Source organism: Mesorhizobium sp. M1066, from assembly GCF_040318635.1.
Classification (GTDB): domain Bacteria; phylum Pseudomonadota; class Alphaproteobacteria; order Rhizobiales; family Rhizobiaceae; genus Mesorhizobium.
Map to the genome: position 1 here is coordinate 1 of NZ_JAMYMR010000054.1, position 19,058 is coordinate 19,058.

Genomic DNA, 19,058 nt, shown 5'->3' on the forward strand with positions numbered 1-19,058 from the left:
CGCGGGAATCGGTGACGTTGAACATCACCAGCCTGCCATGACCGCCCTCTCTCAGCGAATTTGCAGAACTCTCAGCACACTACCCGATTTGTCAACAGCCTCCAATGGTTTTCTGATCTGGCACCGTGCATGCCTGGTCGTCCGCAAGACGTCGCGGACCAAGGAAAATCCCTCCAATGGCCACCTCCCCAAGAACACCGCCGCAGGTCTCCTGGGTCCATCCGAAGGTGAGGCTCGAGTGAGCCCTGGGCCCATGATTCATCTGGCTCGGCGCTGCCCGCCGATCCTCCCACGGGGAGGCGAAGACGCAGCGCGTTCATTAAAAAGAGGAACAAATCACTTTTGCCTCGAACCCTTTGCCTTGCCAAACGCAGCCATCGATCGCCCCCCTAGCTGCGCAAGGCGTTCACTGCCACCGCCCTAGCCCTGGTGACGACAGCTCCGGCTCTGGCCGCCACCGACGGCGGCAAGATCGCGGATTTCCTGCTCGGCAATGGCATGCGTCGACATCCCCGATCACCGCGCGCCAATCGTGACTCATATGGTCTGGTACAAGGTCGGCAGCGCCGACGAGCACCCGGCAAACCCGGACTTGCCCATTTCCTCGAGCGTCTGATCTTCAAAGCGACCACCAACCGCGCCAACAGCGAGTTCACCGAGCCGTCCAAGTGAGTGGCGGCTACAATAACGCCCTCACCGCCTCTGACTCGTTTTGGGCGAGATGATGGGCTTCGAGGCCGATCGCATGTTCAACCTCATCCTCAACGAGGATGTTATCAAGACCGAGCGAAATGTGATCCTGGAGGAGCGCCGTTGGCGCAGAGAGACGAACCCACAGGTCTGCTGGACGAGGAGGTCAACACGACATTGCGGCCAAATCAGCCCTACCGCATTTCCGGTCAAACGGCTGGATGCGAGAGATGGAAAAGCTGAACGGCACCGACGCATTCACGATCTACAACAAATATTGCCGACCGAACGACGCGGTGGCCGGCACGTAGAACCAGGCGCTGGCCGCGAAGACCTATGGCAGGGTTGGGGGGGGGCCGGACGGCCCCGCGCGCAACCGCCGGTCGAGCCCGGCTAGTAGAACCGCGACTCATCTTCTAGCGAATTCAGGTATTCTCCCTTTCCAGTTGGCAACCGTGGTCTGCTAGCTGTCTGGCCGAGGTCCTATGAGGAGCTTGGAAGTCCGGACTACACACCGAACCTGCTATATACGCCTGGCGTTGAGGAGGAAACCGATTGCCCCTGTGCCCGCCGATGATCCGTCACCTGAGATCCCCTGACCTGTTTGGACCCATCGATCGCCTGCCGGCACTTGGCACGCGGATTAGAGAGCGGACATTCGAGGTCCTCAACCCGTCGACCGGCGAAGTGCTGGCAGAACTACCTGACATGGGAGTCGAAGAGACATGCGCTGGAATCGAGAAGGCCTATGTCGCGCAGCCTGGATGGGCAGGGTTTACCGCACGTGAGCGCAGCGATGTTCTATGGCGATGGCATGAGTTGATCATCGACCACACCGACGATCTCGCTGCAATTCTCACCGCGGAGATGGGCAAGCCGCTTGCCGAGGCCAAATCGGAGATATCGCATGCTGCGGCGTATCTGCAATGGTACGCCGAGGAGGCAAATCGCGTCTATGGCGAGACGATCTCCGCACCATCGACGGACCGCCGAATGCTGGTGATCAAGCAGCCCATCGGGGTGGTCGGCACGATAACCCCATGGAATTTCCCGGCCTCGATGGTGGCGCGCAAAATCTCGCCAGCCTTGGCGGCGGGCTGCACGATTGTCCTCAAGCCCGCTGAACAGACGCCGCTCGTGGCTGGAGCAATGTTCGCCCTCGCCCATCAGGCAGGCTTCCCCGAAGGCGTCGTCAACCTGATCTATGCGTCCGAAGGTCACGCGGTCGGCCGCGAACTTTGCACAAATCCCAAGGTCCGCAAGATCAGCTTCACCGGCTCTACTGAGATCGGGCGCTTACTTATGCGCCAGTGCTCGGACCAGATCAAAAAAGTCAGCCTAGAGCTCGGCGGCAATGCACCCTTCATCGTTTTCGATGATGCCGATATCGATGCCGCGGTTGACGGTGCGATCCAGGCGAAGTACCGCAATGCCGGCCAGACCTGCGTTTCAGCGAACCGCCTTTACGTCCAGTCGGGCGTTCACGACGAGTTCGTCGAGAAATTCGTGGAACGGGCTCGCCAACTTCAAGTTGGTGACGGTTTCGCGCCCGGAGTGGACATCGGACCCCTCATCGACAAGCAGGCTTTGGCCAAGATTGAATCCCATATTGCCGATGCCGTAACTAAAGGCGGCGCAATCCGATGCGGGGGCAAACGCCTCGGCACGAATGGCACGTTTTTCCAACCAACGGTCCTGACCGGTGTCACCAGCGAGATGACCGTCGCGCGAGAAGAGACATTCGGGCCGCTCGCACCGATTATTCGCTTCAAAGATGCGGATCAGGTCGTCCGCGATGCCAATGAAACGATCTACGGCCTCGCGGCCTATTTTTATGCCACGAACCTGAAGCGTGTCTGGCGTGTCGCCGAGGCCTTGGAATATGGAATGGTCGGGGTAAATACCGGCCGGATGTCTTCGGAAGCGGCGCCGTTCGGTGGGATAAAACAGTCCGGCATCGGGCGGGAGGGATCCCGCCATGGCCTCGAGGACTACCTCGAAATGAAATATCTCTGCATGGGCGGTATCTGAAGCATCGGCTTGCAGGTTCACAGACGGGGCACCTAGCGAGCGATGTCCAAACATGTGAATTGTAGAATCGCTCCTCGATTGGGAACTGAGGGGCGGTCCGCACCCGAGCAAACACCCAATCCTGAGGAGCCCCCTAAAATAGCTGGATGTATCTCTCGACGAGACAAGCGTCTGCATTTTCGGCGAAGACGGCGCGCATGCGACGGAGGATACGCTTGCGATTTGGCGGCCCTCGCCGACTATCCTCAGGCGACGGGTTCGTTGCGCGGTCTGGTCGGAAGCTTGTGCACCAAGCCATCGTCAACGCTGATTGAGCAATATCCGGCTTCAGGGGCAGAATTTGGACCTGCTCCATTCTATCAGTAGCTCAGCTGTTCTTCGGCTGACTGCCGCGCCGGTACACGCTCGCACAGAATCGAAGGTACCATCACGCGGCATTCGCATCCACACTGGTGATCGGCGCACGGTCCAAGGCGCGCCAGGTTGACCAAGCGGGTCGAACCGAATGACAGCATTGACCGGCTGGAGGACGGAAATCCCGATGCCGAAGAGGTTGGTCAGCCCAGTCGAGCCCACACGCATTTTCGGCACGAACAGCAAGGGCTGGGAAGCGATCAGCCGAGCGGTCCTTGAAGGCGGGCCAGGGTTGTTTGACGACGCGTTGGGTCAGGTCAGCTAATCTAGAATAGATGTTTAGTCCCGGCATTTGCTGGAGCGGATCGAGTTTGAAGCGTTCCGGTTGTGACGCCCACGCCTTGCAGATGAACTCGTAGGGCGTAAGGCCTTTGAGGGTCTTGAGCCTGCGACCGAAGTTGTAGGCCGAGATGAAGTCGGCAAGGTGCTGGCGGAGTTGGTCGTGGCTCTCGTAATAGAAACGCCTGACGGTTGCATCCTTGATAGTCCGGTTCATCCTCCGACCTGGCCGTTGGTCCACGGATGCCTTGCCTTGGTCGTTCGGTGCTCGATGTCGTTCGTGGCGCAAGCGTATTCGAAGGCATGGGCCCAGAAGCGTTCGCCGTTTGCGATGGCCTCCTTGATCAATGGCACGGCCGAACCGCCGGCGCCGGGCGTCGTGAACTGGATACCGTTGTCGGTGAGGACAGTGTGGATCTTGTAGGGCACGGCCGCGATCAGGCGCAGTAGGAAGTCTCTCGATATGGCGGTGGTGGCCTTCTCATGCAGTTCGACGAAGGCGAATTTTCGAGGTGCGGTCGATAGCGACGAACATGTGCAGCTTGCCCTGTTCTGTGCGCACCTCGGCGACGTCGATGTGGAAGTAGCCGATCGGATAGCTCTTGAACTTCTTCTTCGCCGGCTTGTCGCCTTCTACGTCCGGCAGGCGGCTGATGCCGTGGCGCTGCAGGCAGCGATGCAGTGATGAGCGCGTCAGGTGTGGGATCGTCGGTTGTAAGGCATAGAGGCAGTCATCGAGTGGCAACAGAGTGTAGCGCCGGAAGGCGACTATGACGGCCTCCTCCTCGGGCAAGAGCACTGTCGCTCTAGGCTCTCTCGGACCGGTCGGCAAATCTGCCACCGAGGTCCGTTCCCGCCATTTGGCAACAGTCTTTTGGTTGATCCCGTAGCGCTTCGCCAGCGCCCTCAGGCTCTCTTGACTTGCTGTATCGCTCGACGGACCGCCTCTGTCGTCGTGGCGCTCCCATGAAGAACCTGGCCCATAGCGCATCCCTTGATTCGGAGGACAAGGATGCCCCATCAAAATCTGGGATCAAACATCTAGGCTCTACCGTTCAGAGCGGCTTCCCTCGCCAGTGACAACGAGTCAAGATATTTGGCATCGTCGGCTTTGATTGCCGCGCAGATCTGGTCGAGATGGGGACAGCTCACTGGTGCACCTTTGGGCTCATAGTGTTTCCTCGTCGTCGAGATGAGGATTGCCGGATTTGGCGTAGAACACCAACACGGGTCCGAGATCAAAGCGCGTCCCGGGCGCAAGGCGCTGGACGGACCGGGGCCATGTTTCGGTTGAGGCGCCATCGATGCCTCGCGCCAGCGTTTTGGCGAAGCGGGGCATCAGCGGAGCGAGTGTCGGTGCCAGGATCGCAGCGGCCGTCGTCTGAAGGGCTAGCGAAGTCCGATTGCGGGCAGGATAGAAACGTCGCGCCGCCGCAAAGTCTCGCGCCCCGCGGTAGATAACGCAATCGCGCACGAATTCGCAGACCTGAGTGGCCGCGCGCCGAACCGAGAAGCCTTCGTCCGAATAGGCGCGCTCCATCGCAGCGCGATGGATCTCTATGCGAGCAAAGAAGGCGCGGTCGACCGGGCTCCAGTCGCCTGCATCGGGTACACGGCAGGCAAAATCCTGCTTGATTTCCTGGTTCAACGCCTCAAGCCAGTTCAGCCAGATGCTATGGAACACCTCTTTCTCGGTGCGGCGCAGCGCGTCCAGCGTGAAATCCGTCCGCTCACCTTCCGGGCGTGTCAGGCCCAAATGAAGGCGCACGACGTCGACTGTCTTTGGGCTCAGAACCTCCTTGCCCCAGACCGCATGGCGGCAGCTGGTTGAGAACTTCTTGCCGTTGAGCAGGTAGAACTCGTTGACGTGATAGCGAATGCGTGGCGTCCAGTGGGAGAAGACCTCGGCGTAAAGAGCCGGGTAGAGTAGCGCGTGGTAGAACGAATTGTCGAAGCCGAAGAAGTGGACAATCTGCCAGTCGTTGCCGGGCATCTCCGCCTTCCAGTCGCGACCCATCGAGCGGCCGAGCGCCTGGATGTTGTACAGAAAACCGAATGCCATCTCCGGCCACACCCAGATCACCTGCCCCGGGAACCCCTCGGCCGGCAGGCCCCAGTCCGAGGGGTGGGTAACGGGCACTGAAAAGTCGCCGCGTTGGCGTAGGCGCGCGAAGAGATCCAAGATCCGTAGCGGGACGCCCGACGCCCTTAGATGCCGGTCGATATTGTCGTAGCATTGGTCCATGGCAAGTTCCGGACGGCGGACGGAGCCGACCAGCGGCGCCTCGGCAGACTGCCGTGATTGGGCTGCACGCAGGTCGTGGCAAAGGTTTGGGGCGCCGCAGTCCTCGCAGATGTTGCCACCCGCGGACCCGCCGCAATCGGGGCAGAGGCCGCTTACATCCGTTTCGTAAAGATAACGGCCTGTCACGGCATCGAAAAGCGCAGGGCTCTGGCGTAGATCTATCGCCGTGCTGCTCAGAAGACTGCGGAAACAGGCGGCTTGAAACTCCCCGTAATCGTCATCGCCCGTCGTGAGTTGGAAGCTGTGGACCGCACAATCGAAAAGTGCAAGCGTGGCGCGAATCTCGTCGGCATAGTAGCGCGCCACGTTTGCCGGCGTCGATTGATCGGCATCAGCGCGCGCGGCGACGTAGCTTTGAAAATCATCGCTCCCAGTCAGATGATAGGCTTCGACCCCTTTCATGCGCAGGAAGCGCGTGTAGACGTCGGCGCCAAAATAGGGGCCGGAAAGATGCCCCAGATGCAGATCGCCATTGGGCGTCGGCGGCGTGGAGAAGACGAAAGTCGGCCCGCGGGGAGCCGTGAGCTTTGCAGCGACATGATGAGCGGCGTCGTCGTCTCGCCAGTAGACATCGACGAAATTTAGGTCTTCGTCCCCATGGTTGCGCAGCACATGCGCTTCAAAAGGGTGGAACACAACGACGTCACCCGCCTCGACCGAAATTTCCCCACGGTCGGTCGTGACCCTGCCCGCGCCAGACAGGACCACGAAGGCTTCGATTTCGTCGTGCCGATGGGGCTCGGATGTGACGCCGGGTCCAACCTTTCCCAATGAAAATCCCGTGCGAGCGCTGCCCGTTCCAAGCGTGGCCATGTCGATACCGAACGCCCGCGACAGCTCCGTTCGACAAAACGAGTACTTGCGCATGACAACGAACCTAACCTGTTGAAGCAGTGGGATTTCGGCTGCCAACGCAACAGCCTCCCGTGCAATTCGTGGAGAGAAAACGGTAGCCCGACCCGTTGACGGTGCCAGGATAGTGCAGCTCTGGGCCGGCAAGCGGGCGAGCAAGGGGGGCACTGGTCGGGCTGTAGGCGCACAGAAGACCGCCTGCGACCACCTCCGCAATCCACGTGCCAAAGCGTCGTAACGGGCTGCGGTCGATGCTCCGCGAGCCCGCAAATCAGACGGCCATACGGTCCGCGCATTTTTGAGCGGTCGATCAGTCGTGTGCATGCCTCCGCCTGGCCTGCGTGAGCTCAATCGCGATAGAAGATGCCATTTGGCGGCTTGAGATTGTCGAGATCGGCCACTTTGCCCTCGGGCGGGTTAAGGGCGCGCTTAAGCACGTTATATTGAGCGCGGGTCGGCCCGCCGGTTGAGGCACGCTGGAACACCAAGTAGAGTGTCCGCCGAGAACGATTGCTTTTGTTCGGTCGTGAGTAGTGCGGTGCGTAATCGTCGAAGATGAAGATGTCGCCAGCCTTCCATACTACGGGTTCCCAGGAGAACTTTTCGGCAACTTGAGGATAGATCACCCCACCGGCATCCATAGGAAACACCCCCTTTTCGTGGTTGCCGGGGCTGAAAAAAAGCCCGCCGTTTTCCGGGTCGGAGTCGTCGACGCCTATGGCAACCACCGCATGGACCATTCGGTCGGGGAGTTTGTGTGGAATGTGATAAATGTCCTGATGCGGGAGATAGCCGCCGCTGTCTGGATAGTGGAAAATCAGCAACTCCTTGAGCCTGCGCGAAGCTTCGCCAAGCAAATCCTCGACCGCTGACTTTATGCGCTGATCTTCTAAGAGCAAACGGCGCAATGGATCATGGAAGTCGAGAAAATTCTCGATCTTGGAGGTGATCTTTCGATCATCCGTCGTCTTCTCGAACCACATGAGCCATTTATCATCACTGACATCCCAGCGTGACATATCTTCGATAAAAGTAGAGATATTTTCCTGATCTGCTGGAGTGAAGAACCGTTCGAGCCTGACGTATCCGTCCTTCTGCCACTTTTCTCTTTGTGCATCAGTCAACATGCGAAAAGCCTCCTGTTGGAAAAACTAGTTTGGTCAGACATCCCAGTTGGGTCGGTCGGGCGCGGATCAAGTTGCGGGTCCACGGAGACGGAACTCACGTGATGTGGGACGGCGATGCTAAGTGCGTTCCGCTCCGGCGGATATTGTCCGCAGAAGCTCGGCGCGAGATAGCCTATGTCAGGCTCAGCCGGATCCAGGGGTTGTGTAAATTGGGCCGTATCAATCGCTTCACCCGGTCCAACCACGACACGCATTGCTAAAGGCCCGCGCCATCCGCTAACTGCCGACCCAGCCATGGCCGCCAAGACCACGGCGCTCTTTCGAGTGAGCGACCTGGTACGGTGTTGGAAACCGTAGGGGAAATGCACGCCCCCAGAGTGATGCGATGCGCCGCTTGGTCGAAGGGCTTGGTCGGTCACGATCATATCGGAGAAGTCTCCGGCCTTCGCCGCAGCGGAGGCGGACATCGTTGCCAGTATGCTGGACCGCTGATGATCAAAAGTGGACGAGTCATATCCCGCTGCCCATTTCTTCGGCTGCGGGGTCGGGCCAGCTCTCGATCGAGGTATGGGTAACGAAGCCAGGATGCTCGAGGTTCGCGCATGGCGCGCGCCCAAGAAGGCTATCGAGGATGCGGCGCGCGCGCCAGGCCAGCAAGCTTAGGTTCGGATCGGCCAGGCCGCGCTGCCCGAGGCTCGCATTTTGTACGAAGATGCGTCTGTCACACGGTCCGTCCCAGCTCACCGAAAAATCCTCGCGAATAGCTAATTCATTGTCGATCTGCTCCAAGCGGCTCATGATCGGTTGCAACAAGCTTGGGACGGCGTTCTCGTAGCCGGTAGCCAGGATGACGATGTCAGCCGTGACTTCTTCGACATCGTCCATGCCATGCTGCAGGGTCAGCCTGTGACCCGGTCCGGCGTTAATGCAGTGCGAGACGGTGCAGCCCGGCCGCAGTGTGATGTCGCATCGGTTTGGCTCGAAAAATGCGTGGCGGTACAGCGCCTGATAGATCGCGCGCAACGTGCTTTCTGAAATGCCGTCCGAAGCAAGCACGAAACGTCGCAGGAGCAGCTTACGCTGCGACTCGCTCATCGCCGCGAAGCGATCCGAAAAGCAGGGCATGAACAACTCGTTTGTGAACGGGCTGTTGTCCAGAGGCAGATAGTTTTCGCGCTGCGAGACCCAAGTGATCGAGGCAGGCCGCCGTTCGTTCGGCAGGCCGACAAGGTGCAACATCACCTCGGCTCCCGACTGGCCTCCGCCGACCACGCAGACATGCTTTCTCCGGACCTCAGGGTGGATGTGCAGTAAAACCGATGCGTGGAACAGGTTGCGCCCAATCCAGCCCTGAAATTGAGGCGGAATCTGCGCCTGCTTGCCAATGCCGACCACAACGTTTCTGGCGCCGAGAACCGCCTTATCCGTCCGCACCTGAAACTCGCCGTCAAAGCAGATTTCGCGCACTGTCTCGCCGCCACGCACAAGTGGGTTCCTGTGGAAGATCCAGTTCAGGTATTGTTCGAACTCCACTCTGAGCACGGCTTCGAACTGTGCGTTCAGGAAGTGATACAGACGCCCGTTCTCGTGCAGGAAGTTTACGAAAGTGTAGGCTGATCGCGGATTCACTAGAGTGACCAGGTCCTTGAAGTGGCTGACCTGGAGCTCCGAGGAATCGAATGCGATGCCTGGATGCCAGCGGAAGTCGACCTGCCGATCCAGGAACACTGCCCCTTTCCCAACTTGCTCGTGTATCTGACACGCAAGGCTCAAATTGGACGGGCCAGCACCGATCCCAACGCAAGATAAATCCACCTGCTTCCTCCTATAGCGTCTTCCCACTAGACGGCTTGGCGAATATCGGCCATAGCCATTAGCCTCCGCTCACGAACTTCGAGCCCCAGTCCCGACCGGGCTTGCGAGAATTTGTCCTGCGCGTTCGGGTCTTCGCATGTAGACCCGCGCATCCCAGCGCGGTAACAATCGACGGGTCATGCCGGCGACGTGGGGCAACGACGTTTGTCCTTTCCGCCCGTCTGGATGCCCCCCTCGCCGTCACGCGAGGAGCTTTCCAGGCCCACTAAGGTGTTTGAAGCCGGCGCAATCGCCTGCCTCGACCATGACGCGCCGGCCTTTCGGCGGCTTGATGGCAGGCGAGAGCGAGGTTTCACTGCGGCGACGGCATTTTCGGTGCGCATGATCATGGACGACGTCTCGCTGATGCGTTCGCAGAGTCCCATGCATGGGCCGTGCCAGAGAAGGAAATTTTATTAAACAAAGGGTTGGCGGATTTACGATCCTGTCGGAAATCCGACATTGGGGGGGGGGACGCCTCACTGCGGCGCCCGATTTGCAATCGATGTCGCCTTATTCCGATAGCTAATCGGGCACCTTCTGCACCAGAATACTTCTCTTGTGGAGACCTGCACGAAGTCTTCATGAACAGACAGTGCAGAACCTTGCGTCTCTGCCGGACAGAGTACCCGCACGATCGGCATCTGTTCCCCGCCGACCAGCCGACCGCGTGGCAAAAATTGAGAGCGGCGAAGCTTGCGCTAACGGCCACATTTCTCCGGTATTTCAGCGATGCATTCCTCGATACGCTTCAGGCGGCACTTCGCATTGCGAAGTTCATGTCCGGCTTCGAAACGCCGATGGCGCCCCTGAGGTGTAATCGCCAGGAGATCGCGCTCCGAATCGGTCTTCCTGGCAACACCCTAAAAGCTATGCGGGTTATGCCACCGAGACGTAATTTCCGGCAGGCCCACGCTCTAAACATCCGCTAATGCATCTAGAGAAAGCGTTCTTCGGGAAGAAGGCTGACGCTGCTTGGGGGAAAGCACTAGGAACCGTCGGATCTGACGCGTCGCGTCGGCCGATTGCGGCAGCTCCAAAGCGCAGGGACAGGCCGTCAAGCGCCGGGCAGCGTGCCCTTCATCGACATTGCGAAGACATCGAGCAGGATGGCCAGCCCGACGCCGCACGCGGTCAGGATAAGGCCGGCCATGAAGATGCGGTTGGCGCGTTCGTAGATGGGTCGGCGCAACGAACTCATGTCGAGTAGCAGGGACAGCGCCCGCAACTGCAACGTGATGCCGACCAGGATCGGCACAACGGCGAACAGGTCGTAGAGCCGCCATGGCATGGGGTTCGCCGCCCAATGCGTGACGAAGCCGAGCGAAAAGGCAAGCAGAATGCCGACGACGGTGATTGTGCCGTTGCGAAAAATCGTCTCGATCAGCTCTTCCTTCGGATCGTGTTCGTCCAAGCGTCCCTCCTCTCACTCAGCAGTTGCAGGCCTTTGCACGGTCGACGTAGGCTCTCGGGAAATCCCTGTACATCGCCGCCAACTAGTCAAGGGCCGAGGACCGAAGCCGCGATGCAAACGTTTTTGGTTGCGCTGCCCTCATCACTTTCTGGGGCGCCATCGGCCTTTGCCGCGAAGTGAACGATGGAAGCGCCGTCTGCCACGGGTGCTGCGCTCAGAGCGGCAGGGTCAAGGGCGTCATTTCAGCTGGAGTGTCTACAATGAAATAAAAAAAGCTGAATGGCACTCTAGGTGTTGGTCCCGAGCTTTGATGATGCATTATTTTCTTCCGAATGGAAGGAGGCACTATGGGCCAGGTTCTACACGGCAGCGCCACGACGACAGAGGCAGTCCGTCGTGCAATACAAAATAGTCATGTCTGGACGGCGCCCGCTGATCAAGGGTTTGTTTTCAGCGATGGGATGGTCGCGGGTGCGGTCATGTCTCCGGCCTGTTGCTGGGGTCTTGTGACTTCTTGCCCTGATGGTATCCGCTGATCCTTTGGCCTGATCAAGAGAGCGAGCTCGAAGCTCCGACTATGCTGCAGGCTTTCAGGATCTGTCCTCGTCTGTTCCCATCACGTCATTGTCACCCTCGATTCCGGTTAGCGGCCTTTGCCGATGCTGTTGTTACGCCGGTGTGCCGGCATAGTATGTTGCGTCGCGCATAAGTGCGAAGACGATACGGGCGAGCTTGTTGGCGGTCGTCACGGCGACAAGCTTGAAGGGCTTGGTCTCCATCAGGCGATCCGCCCGGTTTCCCAACGCATCGCCGGAACGCTTGCGATGGAACAGAACGGCATGAGCGCCGACTACGAGCAGCTTGCGCAAATGTCGGTTACCCATCGTGGAGACGCGTCCCAGCCGTTCCTTTCCGCCGGAGGAGTTTTGCCGTGGCGTGAGCCCTAAGAAGGCGGCGAATTCGCGCGAACCTGAGAAGGTGGAGATATCCTGGATGCTCGCCGCAAGCGCGGAAGCAGTAATGGGGCCGATGCCGCGAACGGTCATCAGACGGCGTGCCATTTCATCAGTCTTGGCAAGGGCCAGAATAGCCTGATCGCTCTGCCTGATCTCGGCATCAAGTCCGCTCAGTTGGCGCACCAACGGCAACAGTGCCGAACGCACGGTCGCCGGGATCATTCGTTGCCCTCAATGACGAGGGCAAAGGCAAACCCCAGACCCGTCCCACCAAACGATCTTTACCCTGTCAGCTCTTTTGGCGCGGTAGACGTAAAGCGCGCAGTTGAAAAGGTCCGAGCTGGCATCGCGCACCAGTGCCAGAAGGCCGTCGGGACCTTTTCTAAAATCGACCGGATGGCTGGCGACCAACACCTTCACGCCCGGCCGGAATCATGCCTGGCGGACCGCGCGAATAATCCTGGCCAAATGATCCTGGCCGACATCGGCGCCAGCCCGAATGACCACATCGCCCCAACAGATCTCCACCGTTGAAGACGCCGCTTGGGTGACCTCGACAAAGCCAATTCGATCCGCATCCCGCTGCGGCGTCACCGCACCGCTCTTGATCGCCTTGCGCCGCCAGCCGAACAGGTGCGAGGTCACCACTCCAGCCTCTCGCGCGATCGCCGACACATAGGCGCCCCGCTTCAGCGTCGCCTCGATCAGAGCCGTGCCTTCGCTTGCGCCGACCAGCGCCGCAGACGCTGCTGGCTTGCCTCCGGTTCGGAACCGCCTCAAGAACATGGAAACTTCTATCATCAGACATAGGCGCAGACATAGAAATTGACGCCGCAAGCTCCTCGCTCCTTCAGTGTCATCATCTCTCACCCATCATCTGATGCCGCGCCAGATGGGATTGGCTCCGCGCTTACACTAGATCGATCAGGCGCCTACCGTCGCAGTCATTGTCGGAAGTACGACGATGTCGGACATAAGACACAGCGCTATCAAAGTGATCGTATTGTTCTGAAAACGTTTTCCTGGTTGGCACGACACATGCAAGTCCTATGCGCAAACGCACTGCCGCGCCGCACCAACTGAGAAGACCTCATCCCATGATCACGCTCGCCGAGCATGCGGTCGCCGCCGCAAACACTGAGCTTTCCCGAGCGGAAGGAAGCCTTTGCGCGGTCATTCTTCAGGTTGTACTGACATGATCGCGTTCGATTTCCGTCCAACTCTGAATGCTCCCGACGATGATGCCTATCTTTGGCTTGGAGATATAGAAGGCGAACGGGCACTCGACTGGACCGCCAGCCAGTCGGCCAGGACACTGGGGCACTTTGGTGGAACGCAATTCGAGCGCGACCGCGCCGCCCTCACAGCGATTTTCGACCGTCCGGACAAAACTCCCCAGATCAAGCGCAAGGGTCATTACCTCTACAATTTCTGGCAAGATGCCCGCAACCGGCGCGGACTGTGGCGCCGGAGCACCCTTGCCGCCTACATGAAGGCGGATCCCCAATGGGAGGCACTGCTCGATCTGGACGCCGTCGCCGTTAGCGACGGAGAGGACTGGATCTGGGGCGTGTCGATCGAGCCGGAGAGACGCGAAAGAGCCGTTCTGCGCCTGTCGCGCGGCGGAAGCGATGCGGTCGTGCATCGCGAATTCGATCTGAAGCCTCTTAGCTTCGTCGCCGACGGTTTCACCCTCGCGGATGCCAAGGGCGGGGTTAATTGGCTCGACCCTGACCCGCTTCTGCTTTCTAGTGCGTTTGGTGATGGCATGGCCACGCGCTCCGGCTACGCGCGCACCGTGCGGCTGTGGAAGCGTGGCGCGGATCCGCTCACCTCAGCGGTAATCTTCGAGGCCGATTCCGAATCCCCCGGCGTATCTGGTCATTTGGACCGTACTGCCGGGAGCGACCGCCTTTGGTTCATCGAGACGCCGGCCTTCTTCGAAATGATAGGTCATATCGGCGACAGGAGCGGGCCGAAGATACAGATGGACCTCCCATGGGACGCCCGCTGGAATGGATTCGGCGACTGGCTGGGGGTAAGGCCGCGCAAGCCGTGGACGGTGGGAGGGGCGACCCATGCCGCCGACGCGCTGATCGGCATCTCGCTTTCCTCGTTCATCGCCGGCGAGCCCAGTCTTGCCGCCCTCTTTGAATCAGGCGACAGGCGCTCCTTGCAGTCATTCTTCTGGAATGACGGGAAGCTCATCATTTCCTACCTCGTCAACCTCGTTCCGCATTTCGAGATGTTCACCTCCAGCCGCCAGGAATGGACGCGCCGAGCCCTGGACACCGTGCCCGCCGAAGGGACTGTTCACCTCTGCTCATTCGATGCGGAACGTCACCAGACCAATGGAGAGGTCCTCGTTTCGGCTCAAGACCCGATCACGCCGCCGCAGCTTTTTCTGATCGACCTCAATGCCGCGCCACCTCTCAGCGCCCCAGTGATCCTGAGGCGCAGCCCGGAGCATTTCGACGCATCCGGACTGGTGGTCACGCGCCACGAGGCAGTCTCGACCGATGGGGAGATGATCCCCTATACGCAGGTCGGCCCGGCGAGCGGGAACGGAGATGCCCCGGTTTGTTTCACCGCCCACGGTGGGTTCGGCGTATCGGTCCTGCCCTACTACAACTCCTCGATCGGCAAGCTGTCGTTAGAACGCGGCGGCACGTGCGTGGTCGCCAACATCCGGGGCGGCGGCGAGTTCGGCAGCCGTTGGCACGACGCCGGGCGCAGACAGGGCAAACGCCTGGCCCATGACGATTTCGCCGCTGTTGCCACCGACCTGGTGCGAAGGGGCATTACGCGGCCGAGGCGGATTGCCGCCGAGGGCGCCTCAAATGGCGGCCTCCTAATCGCCAATCATTTCGGCGCACTGTTTAGCACAATCCCACTTACCGACATGCATCGCTACACCAAGCTTTTGGCGGGTGCGAGCTGGATTGACGAATATGGCGATCCTGACAAGCCGGACGATTGGACTTTCCTGAAGGAAAACTCCGCCTATCACGCCGCGGCGCCGGGACAGCCCTATCCGCCTATCCCGCTCGCCACCACGGAGCGGGACGACCGCGTCCATCCGGGCCACGCGCGTAAGATGGCCGCGAAGCTCTCGGCTATCCGGCCGCGCGGGCGGGCACGGCTACGGCAAGGACAACCTGGAGCGGACCGCGTTCATTGCGCTGGGTACAATTTCCTTCGCAGTTCGATCGGCTGGCAAACCGATATCGGTCGATAGGTGACCGGTGCCAACACGAGCAACATTTCAATAGGGAGTACAGATTGCTGATCACGAGCACGGTGCAAATATGTGTGCACAGTCACGCAGTTGCTCCGTTAATCTCAAGCAATTCCAACAGGGTTTTTCATAGTGCAATCGATCATTTCTGAAGAGCAAGGAGAGATATCATGGCGAGAAAGCAAACGGGCGTGGCGCGGGGAGCAACAGCGGCCATCGTCCTGATACTGGCGGGACAGCAGGCCGTCGCGGCCGACCTTGCGCAAGGCGCGAGCGACCCGCAGGCGGGAGCCGCGGTCACGGAATGGCCAAGCCCTTGGCAGGTCCGCCTGCGCGCGTTGGGGGTCATCACTGAGGATTCGGGCTACGTTAATACGGTGCCCGGCTCCGGTCTTTCCTATTCGGACACGGTGGTTCCGGAACTCGATATCTCGTATTTCTTCACGGACAACATCGCCGCCGAACTCATACTCGGCACCACCTATGCCAACATCGAGGGCCAAGGAGCGATCGGCGGGCTGGGCAATATCGGCAAGGTTTGGCTGCTGCCACCCACGCTCACATTGCAGTATCATTTTACCGATTTCGGCGCGTTCAAGCCTTATGTCGGCGCCGGCGTGAACTACACGATCTTCTATAACCAGGATGCCGGCAGCGCCGATGCTCTCAAGATTAAGAATACGTTCGGCACCGCGCTGCAGGTCGGCTTCGACTACATGGTGGATCAGCACTGGGGCGTCAACTTCGACGTGAAGAAGCTCTTCCTGAAGCCAGACTTCGACGTCACGGTGGACGGCGCGAAGCTGACGGGGAAGGCCGCTCTCGATCCCTGGTTGATAGGCGCAGGTGTCACCTACCGCTTCTGACAACGGAAGGCGAATGCCGGTTGTTGAAGCCCCGACCACGAAGTAAGCGCTCGTCTGGGCAGCCGATACGAATAATGAAGGGCGCCTCGTGCGCCCTTATATCTCCAAAGCCGTGACGCTCAGGAAAGGTGAGATTGGAGAGACGTGTCTTCACTTCTAGTGCAGCAACACTCAACGGCAGCACCATTAAGCCCGATCCGATTGCTTTCGGCTCGCCGGCTGATAGTGAAGGCCGATGCAGAAACCGGAGAGATACGCGGTCCTTGGCTTCAGACGCTAATAGAGGATGCGTCCGATTTTTCGCGCGCGGGCAGCAGGTGATCATCGTCGCCTCTGGTGCTGTCGCGGTCGGCTCAAGTCACTTCAACCAATCTGGACAGATCTCTGCGAGTTGAGAGAAGCAAACGGCCGCCGCTATCGGTCAGGTTCTACTCATGCGTACCTATGAACAGAGTTTCAAACGCCATGGTTTTGGCGTTGGGCAAATACTATTGACCGCGAAGATATAGACGATCAGTATCGCCGCCTGAATGCAGCTTTCAACCCTTCAACAACTTCTCAAAGTTGGCGCCGTACCCATAATCAACGAGAACGACACGACCGCTACGGCGGAGCTCTGTTTTGGCGACAATGACCGGCTAGCGGCACGGGTCGCGCAGATGGTAAACGTTGTCGTTCTGCTTTCCAACGTAGATGGCTCTTCTCGGAAAACCCACACGATAACCCCGCAGCCCGCCTGGTGACAGAGGTTAGATGCATGACTCCCGGATAGAGGCAATGGCGGGTCATTCCCTGGCTCGCCACAGTTCGGGTGTCATGGTGACAAAGTTGATGGCAGCAAGGATTGCCACGGACGCGGGCTGTGAAATGTCATTGCAAGCGGTAACAAATCTTACCCGCTCGCGGCCATTGAGAACGGTGGGCCATCAACATGGTTCCTTCCGCTCGCTAAAGCCGGCCGATCCGCCATGTCGGCAAACGCCGCCTCGAACTGTTCGAGGAGATCGTGCGAGCAGCCTTGAGGCCGCTGCCGGTGGCACCGTTCGAATAACGTCTAATGGAAGGTGGCCAAGCGCATCCCAATTACCACGTCGAGGTCGACAAGGCTTTCTTCCGCATCGGCTGATCGGCCGCACCATCCAGGTCCGCCTCACCCATCCGGTGGTCCGAAGAGCCGTGGCGTTCTGGGTGGCGACCATGGAGGCTTTCGGCGCTCCACCAGCTGTTGTTGCCGGACGGCCGTGCAAACGGGCAGATGTGCGGCGCGATCCGCCAACCCGCGAACTCAACGAGGAAGTCCTTCCAGGCCGAGCGGCTCTCGCGATTGGCCGTCTCGACGGCCAGGATCTGGAGCGTTCCGTCGCAGTCGGTGCCGACCGCGATCGGCACCGTTCGCTCATGACGATGCCGGTTTCGCGCACCTTCTCGTAGCGGGCGTCGGAAATGAGGAAGGCAAACGGCTGTTGCCATTTCAGCGTCGCGCGGCCAATTCGAAGACTCTGAAATCTCCATCTGATCGATAAGTGCATCCGTCTTGTGGATGCATTGGATTAAAACAATCGGTTTTACGAACAACAGTGGACATGAAAAGACCTCGCTTCGGCGGCGCCTACAGGAGGTCTCTCGCCGTGCGAGATGCTGTAACCGTTGGTCGCCGGCGCGCCGCCGAGAGATGCGCGTAGAGGACCCTCGACCACCGGAAAGAAGCCCTTCTGGACGAGGTCGATCATTCCTTGCATCGATTTGCCCTCATAAACGGGATCGGTAATCATACCCTCGAGCCGCGCACACATTCGGATGGCCTCCTTCGTTTCCTCGGACGGGATGCCATAACGCGGGTATGCGTGGTCCTCGAGCAACACCACGTCATCCTCGACGGGTTCCGTTCAGAGATCGACGAGCTCCGATGTATGTTGGGCAATCTTTAGCACCTGCGCCTTGGTTTTGGTGGGGGTGGCAGAGGCATCGATACCGACTACATTGCGCTGTTGACCGTCCTTGGGGAATCCGAGACCCGGCACACCAAGGCCTTCCTGAAGGCCCAGCCAAACAAGTCCGATCGCATTGACGCCCGCGGCATTGCGCAGATGATGCGGGTCAATCTGTTTCGCCCGGTGCATGTGAAGACCCTGACGAGCCAGAAGCGCCGGGCGTTGCTGACGGCGCGCAACCTCCTACAGGAAAAGGCCATTGCCGTCGAGAACGACATCCGCGGCTTGCTGCGCAATTTCGGGCTCAAGGTCGGCAAAGTCGGCCCAGCCGGCTTCGCGGAGCGCATCCGCGAGCTCACCGACGGCATGCCCGATCTGGGCCGAGATCATCGAACCGCTGCTCGAGGCACGCGCCAAGCTGCGCCAGAATTTTGCCGCCCTGCACCGCAAGGTTTTGACCATCGTCCGGGTGACGAGAATTGCCGCCGGCTGATGTCGATTCCCGGTGTCGGCCCGGTCGTGGCGCTGGCCTACACCGCCACGATCGACATGCCGGGCCGCTTCCGGAACTCCAAGGTGGTCGGGGCGATTTTGGGCTTGACGCCGGTGCTCAACGAGTCGGCGAGAGCCGCCGCATCGTCGGATCTCGCTGTGCGGCGATCGCATGATGCGAACGCTGCTCTACGAGGCCGCGCAGACCCTGCTGACGCGGGTGACGAAATGGTCCTGGCTGAAGGCCTGGACGATGAACGTCGCCAAGCGGCGCGGCCAACAGAAGGCCGTTTTCGCGCTCGCCCGTCGGTTGGCGGTGATCATGCACCGGATCTGGCGCGACGGCACGCAGTTCCGCTGGACCAGGACTGAAATCATGCCAGTCGCCGGCTGTCCTCGTCCCGACCAGCGTCAGCATGCCGCCGTGCTCGTGCCCGTCAAGGGCCAAGTCGCTGCGCGATGGGTCCTTCGGTCCCCACCCTTGACGATCACTGCGCGCGGCGGGAAGCGCCGAAGCAAAGGTCGGGACGAGGACGAAGGAGATAGTCGCCCCATCGGCCGAACAAGGAGATAGAGATAATCATCGCCCCCGATGGAAGGTGACACAGT

11 protein-coding genes and 6 pseudogenes are annotated in these 19,058 nt (G+C 59.8%); 7 read left to right on the forward strand and 10 right to left on the reverse strand.

The genetic code is table 11. The annotated features are described in order from the left end of the window. Positions 1–429: 429 nt before the first annotated feature. Both NKH52_RS35555 and NKH52_RS32445 read left to right on the forward strand, forming a co-directional pair. Positions 430–672, forward strand: a complete 243-nt coding sequence (locus NKH52_RS35555) for an insulinase family protein (protein ID WP_023737115.1) — start codon at positions 430–432, stop codon at positions 670–672. Between the two features lie 591 nt (positions 673–1,263). Further along, a complete protein-coding gene (locus NKH52_RS32445; protein ID WP_198020876.1) occupies positions 1,264–2,721 on the forward strand; it encodes an NAD-dependent succinate-semialdehyde dehydrogenase in 1,458 nt (485 codons plus the stop codon). 691 nt (positions 2,722–3,412) lie between these two features. Here NKH52_RS32445 and NKH52_RS32450 read toward each other — a convergent pair. The 8 genes and pseudogenes from NKH52_RS32450 to NKH52_RS32485 all read right to left on the reverse strand — a co-directional run. Continuing rightward, positions 3,413–4,398: pseudogene (locus NKH52_RS32450) on the reverse strand (IS481 family transposase); the annotation flags it as partial. A gap of 184 nt (positions 4,399–4,582) precedes the next feature. Further along, positions 4,583–6,631, reverse strand: coding sequence for a class I tRNA ligase family protein (locus tag NKH52_RS32455; RefSeq protein WP_352736390.1), 2,049 nt, complete (start codon positions 6,629–6,631; stop codon positions 4,583–4,585). A 287-nt stretch (positions 6,632–6,918) separates the two neighbouring features. Then, complete coding sequence (locus NKH52_RS32460) at positions 6,919–7,698, reverse strand: phytanoyl-CoA dioxygenase family protein (RefSeq protein ID WP_023736370.1); 780 nt, start codon at positions 7,696–7,698, stop codon at positions 6,919–6,921. Positions 7,699–8,208: 510 nt separating this feature from the next. Beyond that, positions 8,209–9,540 (reverse strand): lysine N(6)-hydroxylase/L-ornithine N(5)-oxygenase family protein, encoded by a 1,332-nt coding sequence (locus NKH52_RS32465; RefSeq protein ID WP_352657517.1) that lies wholly within the window; start codon positions 9,538–9,540, stop codon positions 8,209–8,211. A 1,069-nt stretch (positions 9,541–10,609) separates the two neighbouring features. Then, the gene (locus NKH52_RS32470) at positions 10,610–10,966 is read right to left on the reverse strand and encodes a hypothetical protein (RefSeq protein WP_023736366.1); all 357 of its coding nucleotides are present in this window, start codon (positions 10,964–10,966) and stop codon (positions 10,610–10,612) included. 668 nt (positions 10,967–11,634) lie between these two features. Beyond that, positions 11,635–12,144, reverse strand: a complete 510-nt coding sequence (locus NKH52_RS32475; RefSeq protein WP_245260282.1) for an IS110 family RNA-guided transposase — start codon at positions 12,142–12,144, stop codon at positions 11,635–11,637. 9 nt (positions 12,145–12,153) lie between these two features. Next, on the reverse strand, positions 12,154–12,342 hold the full coding sequence (tnpB, locus tag NKH52_RS32480) for an IS66 family insertion sequence element accessory protein TnpB (RefSeq protein ID WP_084026235.1): 189 nt from the start codon (positions 12,340–12,342) through the stop codon (positions 12,154–12,156). 12 nt (positions 12,343–12,354) lie between these two features. Beyond that, on the reverse strand, positions 12,355–12,708 hold the full coding sequence (locus NKH52_RS32485) for a transposase (protein ID WP_198020854.1): 354 nt from the start codon (positions 12,706–12,708) through the stop codon (positions 12,355–12,357). A gap of 409 nt (positions 12,709–13,117) precedes the next feature. Here NKH52_RS32485 and NKH52_RS32490 point away from each other — a divergent pair. From NKH52_RS32490 to NKH52_RS32505, 4 genes and pseudogenes are all read left to right on the forward strand, one after another. Continuing rightward, a pseudogene (locus tag NKH52_RS32490) lies at positions 13,118–15,160 on the forward strand (prolyl oligopeptidase family serine peptidase). 170 nt (positions 15,161–15,330) lie between these two features. Beyond that, positions 15,331–16,026 carry an OmpW/AlkL family protein gene (locus NKH52_RS32495; protein ID WP_023736364.1) on the forward strand — a complete coding sequence of 232 codons (696 nt, stop codon included), beginning with the start codon at positions 15,331–15,333 and terminating at the stop codon, positions 16,024–16,026. 530 nt (positions 16,027–16,556) lie between these two features. After that, entirely contained in the window at positions 16,557–16,769 is a 213-nt protein-coding gene (locus NKH52_RS32500) for an amino acid kinase family protein (protein ID WP_352610641.1), read from the forward strand. 209 nt (positions 16,770–16,978) lie between these two features. After that, positions 16,979–17,193 (forward strand): annotated as a pseudogene (locus NKH52_RS32505) (IS21 family transposase); the annotation flags it as partial. Positions 17,194–17,301: 108 nt separating this feature from the next. Here the strand turns inward: NKH52_RS32505 and NKH52_RS32510 are convergent. Then, positions 17,302–17,492, reverse strand: a pseudogene (locus NKH52_RS32510) (transposase); the annotation flags it as partial. Positions 17,493–17,591: 99 nt separating this feature from the next. Then, positions 17,592–18,038: pseudogene (locus tag NKH52_RS32515) on the reverse strand (PALP domain-containing protein); the annotation flags it as partial. On the opposite strand from NKH52_RS32515, the pseudogene NKH52_RS32520 reads away from it, so the two are divergent. Then, a pseudogene (locus tag NKH52_RS32520) lies at positions 18,036–18,825 on the forward strand (IS110 family RNA-guided transposase); the annotation flags it as partial. The pseudogenes NKH52_RS32515 and NKH52_RS32520 sit on opposite strands and share 3 nt — an antisense overlap. Positions 18,826–19,058: the final 233 nt, after the last annotated feature.